General features: G+C 70.4%; 5 protein-coding genes and 1 pseudogene. 5 read left to right on the top strand and 1 reads right to left on the bottom strand.

What is annotated here, in order from left to right:
* Positions 1–535: pseudogene (locus ACZ49B_RS04115) on the bottom strand (regulator); the annotation flags it as partial.
* Positions 536–708: 173 nt separating this feature from the next.
* Here ACZ49B_RS04115 and ACZ49B_RS04110 point away from each other — a divergent pair.
* From ACZ49B_RS04110 to ACZ49B_RS04090, 5 genes are all read left to right on the top strand, one after another.
* Positions 709–1071 (top strand): hypothetical protein, encoded by a 363-nt coding sequence (locus tag ACZ49B_RS04110; protein WP_468300207.1) that lies wholly within the window; start codon positions 709–711, stop codon positions 1069–1071.
* A gap of 77 nt (positions 1072–1148) precedes the next feature.
* Positions 1149–1946, top strand: a complete 798-nt coding sequence (lipB, locus tag ACZ49B_RS04105) for a lipoyl(octanoyl) transferase LipB (protein ID WP_468300205.1) — start codon at positions 1149–1151, stop codon at positions 1944–1946.
* Positions 1947–2056: 110 nt separating this feature from the next.
* The gene (gene lipA, locus ACZ49B_RS04100) at positions 2057–3004 is read left to right on the top strand and encodes a lipoyl synthase (RefSeq protein ID WP_389409373.1); all 948 of its coding nucleotides are present in this window, start codon (positions 2057–2059) and stop codon (positions 3002–3004) included.
* Positions 3005–3270: 266 nt separating this feature from the next.
* On the top strand, positions 3271–3468 hold the full coding sequence (locus ACZ49B_RS04095) for an SCO2195 family GlnR-regulated protein (protein ID WP_030291684.1): 198 nt from the start codon (positions 3271–3273) through the stop codon (positions 3466–3468).
* 10 nt (positions 3469–3478) lie between these two features.
* Entirely contained in the window at positions 3479–4177 is a 699-nt protein-coding gene (locus ACZ49B_RS04090; protein ID WP_468300203.1) for a DUF4191 domain-containing protein, read from the top strand.
* Positions 4178–4319 lie beyond the last annotated feature (142 nt).

Raw genomic sequence — 4319 nt, 5'->3', positions numbered from 1 at the left:
GCTTCTCTGGGGCCACGCCCCCCCCCCCCCCCGCCGCCCCCCCCCCCCCCCCCCCCCCCCCCCCCCCCCCCGGGTCCGCGCCGCGGCCCACGCGCTCGTCGGCCCGCCCGATGAGCCAGTCCCGGCTGGGCACGACCAGCCCGGCCGGGGTGAACGCGATCTTCCGCAGTTCGGCGTGGGAGCCGGAGTCCTTGCGCCAGAGCCCGCTGGCGATGTCCACGGCCTCCTCCGGAGTGGCCGCGAACTCCAGACCCGCGTAGACGGGCGCGCAGGCGTCCAGGCCCAGGTCCTGTGCGGAGAGCCGCCGGCCCAGGCGCCGGGTGAAGACCTCGGCGATCAGCGCCGGGGTGGTCCCGCGCGGCTGCTGCCCGCGCAGCCACCGGGTCACGGAGGTCTTGTCGTACCGCAGATCGAGACCGTGCTCCAGGCCGAGCTGGTCGACGCGGCGGGCCAGACCGGCGTTGGAGAACCCGGCTTCCGCGATCAGCGCCGCGAGCTGCCGGTTGGGGACGCGCTGGGCAGGTCGTTCCGTCATCGGCTCCACGGTTTCCTGACGTGACGGACCGGAGTCCCGGCCCTGTGAACGGCGTGAATGTAGCGGCGAACTCCGCTCATGCCGCCCCCTCTGTCCCACATTCATCCGATCGTGTGCAGAATCGGTAGAGCTCTTTACGGACCGACCCCTTCCGTCCGCGTACGCTGCGCGACATGACCCGCAGGTTCACCGCGGCGGAGCCCTCCGCCGACTCCACCGCGCCGCCGCCCGCGCCCGAGCTGCCCGCGCCGCTGACGGCGCCCGAGCTGACCGAGGCCGAGTGCCGCCGGTGCGGCACGTACATCGCGGGTCTGGACGGCCGGTACGCGTGCGGGGTCTGCGGCTGGGTCAACGACCATTCCGAGGGCCACCGGCGGCTGCCGCGGGCCGACGAGGACCCGGACCGGCCGCCCCGGGGCCGCAGGCGGCCCAGGCCGCTGCCGCCGGGCCCGGAGGAGAGGCCGCCCGGCCCCGGGGACGGGCCGCCGCCAGAGCCGGCGACGAGCCCCGGGTACGGGCCGCCGACGGGCGGCTGAGGGGGCGGAAACCGGCCGCCGTACTCTTGGCTTGGTGCGATACGTGCACACGGCAGGTTCAACGAGGAGGCGCCGCGGTGGCTGAGCTTGGGTTTGTCCGTCTGGGCTTCGGACCCGATTACGTCGAGTACACCCAGGCCTGGGAAGAGCAGCGTCGGGTTCACGCCGCGCGCTTCGCGGACGAGATCGGCGACACCTGCCTCCTGCTGGAGCACGAGCCCGTCTACACCGCCGGCCGGCGCACCGCCGAGAACGAGCGCCCGCTGGACGGCACCCCCGTCGTGGACGTGGACCGCGGCGGCAAGATCACCTGGCACGGCCCGGGCCAGCTGGTCGGTTACCCGATCATGAAGCTGCCCCGCCCGGTCGACGTCGTCGCGCACGTGCGCCGCCTGGAAGAGGCGCTGATCCGCACCGCCGCCGAGTTCGGCCTGGAGACCACCCGGGTCGAGGGCCGCTCCGGCGTGTGGGTGCTCGGCGACCCGGTCGAGGAGCGTCCGAAGATCGGGGGCCTCTCCCTCGACTTCGACCCGCGGCTGACGGACGACGAGTTCGACCCGCGCCTGAACGGCCCCGAGTACGCCCCCTCCAACGCCGGCCAGCGCCGCGAGGACCGCAAACTGGCCGCGATCGGCATCCGCGTCGCCAAGGGCGTCACCATGCACGGCTTCGCGATCAACGTGAACCCGGACAGCACCTGGTTCGACCGGATCATCCCGTGCGGGATCCGGGACGCCGGTGTGACCTCGCTCTCGTACGAACTGGGCCGGGAGATCACCATCGCGGAGGTGCTGCCGGTCGTCGAACGCCACCTGAAGGACGTACTGGAGCAGGCCGAGCTGCGGCCCCGGGAGATAGAGCCGGCCGCCGGCTGAGGCCCGGGGGAATGCGTCCGCCCGCCCCCAGGTTGGCGGACGTAAGAGCGTATGAAATTACGGGCGTACCCTGGTGGACGCCGAAGAATCGAAGTCACAGGGAGCCGGTCGTGTCCGCAGTCGCACCCGACGGACGCAAGATGCTGCGCCTCGAGGTCCGTAACGCCCAGACGCCCATCGAGCGCAAGCCCGAGTGGATCAAGACCCGGGCGAAGATGGGTCCCGAGTACACGAAGATGCAGGCCCTGGTGAAGGGCGAAGGACTGCACACCGTGTGCCAGGAGGCCGGTTGCCCCAACATCTACGAATGCTGGGAAGACCGCGAGGCCACCTTCCTCATCGGTGGCGACCAGTGCACCCGGCGCTGTGACTTCTGCCAGATCGACACGGGCAAGCCCGAGGCCCTGGACCGGGACGAGCCGCGCCGCGTCGGCGAGTCGGTCGTCACGATGGACCTGAACTACGCCACGATCACGGGCGTCGCGCGCGACGACCTGGCCGACGGCGGCGCCTGGCTGTACGCGGAGACCGTCCGCCAGATCCACCAGCAGACGGCGGGCCGCGAGGCCGGCCACACCAAGGTCGAGCTGCTGGCCCCCGACTTCAACGCCGTCCCGGAGCTGCTGGAGGAGGTCTTCGCCTCCCGCCCCGAGGTCTTCGCGCACAACGTCGAGACGGTGCCGCGGATCTTCAAGCGGATCCGCCCCGGCTTCCGCTACGAGCGCTCGCTGGACGTGATCCGGCAGGCCCGCGCCTACGGCCTGGTCACCAAGTCGAACCTGATCCTGGGCATGGGCGAGGAGCGCGAGGAGGTCTCGGAGGCGCTGAAGGAGCTGCACGAGGCCGGCTGCGAGCTCATCACCATCACCCAGTACCTGCGGCCCTCGCCGCGGCACCACCCCGTCGAGCGCTGGGTGAAGCCGGCCGAGTTCGTGGAGCTGGCGAAGGAGGCCGAGGAGATCGGCTTCTCCGGTGTGATGTCGGGCCCGCTGGTCCGGTCCTCGTACCGCGCCGGGCGTCTCTACCAGCAGGCGATGGAGAAGCGCGCGACGGTGTGACGCGCGCTACCGCACGGACTGTGTGAACTCACGCACAAAGTCTTACCAACGGGTAACACCGCATCGACGCGGCCCCTAGGCTCTTTTTGTAACGAAGAGCCCGGCGGGCCGCGTAAATGTTTCATCACCGTTTGACCGGCCGGTCATGCCCTGGTAACACCAGTCAGTGACGATGGGTCCACGCACCGCGCACACCGTCGCACACCGCTGACGCACGCCCGCTGCCCACCCGGACCGACTTGAGCACCGTGAAAGGGATCGACATCATGCAGGCCGCGCCCGTACGCGCCATTGCCATTCCGTCGTTCACCGACGCCTTCCGGGGCATCGAGTCGCTGCTCATGAGCGGCGCCCGCCGCAACGCCTGGACCGCCGTCCTCGAGGACCGCCGCAGGGCCAAGGACCGGGTCGAGACCGAGCACGTACTCGAGGCCGCGGCGACCCGGACCTCGCAGGCCACGTAAACTTCGCTGTATGGCGAGGAAGTCAAACGCAGAGACTGCTGCGAACCCCGGGCGACTGAAGCAGATCGCCCTGACGTACAAGATGACGCGCAAGGCCGACCCGATGGTCGGTCTGATCGTCGCGGGCGTGGGAATCGTCACCTTCGGTGTCTTTCTTGCGATCGGCTTCCTGATCGACCACCCGGTCTACCTGGGCATCCTGGGTTTCCTGGTGGCGTTCCTCGCGATGGCGATCGTCTTCGGACGGCGGGCCGAGCGGGCTGCCTTCGGGCAGATGGAGGGACAGCCGGGCGCGGCCGCGGCCGTACTGGACAACGTGGGACGGGGCTGGACGACCACTCCGGCCGTCGCGATGAACCGGAGCCAGGACATCGTCCACCGGGCCGTCGGCAAGGCGGGCGTCGTTCTGATCGCCGAGGGCAACGCGAACCGGCTGAAGCCGATGCTCGCCGCCGAGAAGAAGAAGCTGGCCCGGATCATGCCGGACATCCCGGTGCACGACTTCATCGTGGGCACCGGCGAGGGCGAGGTCCCGCTGAAGAAGCTGCGCACGACGCTGCTCAAGCTGCCGCGCGTGCTGGCCGGCCCGCAGATCACCCAGGTCAACGACAAGCTGCGGGCCATGGGTGACCTCATGAGCAACATGCCGCTGCCCAAGGGTCCGATGCCGAAGGGCATGCGGATGCCGCGCGGCGGAAAGATGCGCTGACCGGCTCAGCTGATTTTCGTATACGAACAAGGGGCGCCCCCGGACCGATGGGTCCGGGGGCGCCCCCCTTTTTTTTCTTGTTTACCCCACCCCCAAAGTTGGCCCCCAGGACTCAGGGGAACGAGGCTGTTCCAGCCACCCC

Source organism: Streptomyces sp. NPDC031132, assembly GCF_055570595.1.
Note: the sequence above shows the minus strand (reverse complement) of the source record. Positions and strands in the feature narration are given on the sequence as shown.

Bases quoted from the DNA above. Each gene is read 5' to 3' on its own strand.
- ACZ49B_RS04110 (WP_468300207.1), top strand. From the start codon at position 709: ATGACCCGCAGGTTCACCGCGGCGGAGCCCTCCGCCGACTCCACCGCG.
- ACZ49B_RS04095 (WP_030291684.1), top strand. From the start codon at position 3,271: ATGCAGGCCGCGCCCGTACGCGCCATTGCCATTCCGTCGTTCACCGAC.
- ACZ49B_RS04090 (WP_468300203.1), top strand. From the start codon at position 3,479: ATGGCGAGGAAGTCAAACGCAGAGACTGCTGCGAACCCCGGGCGACTG.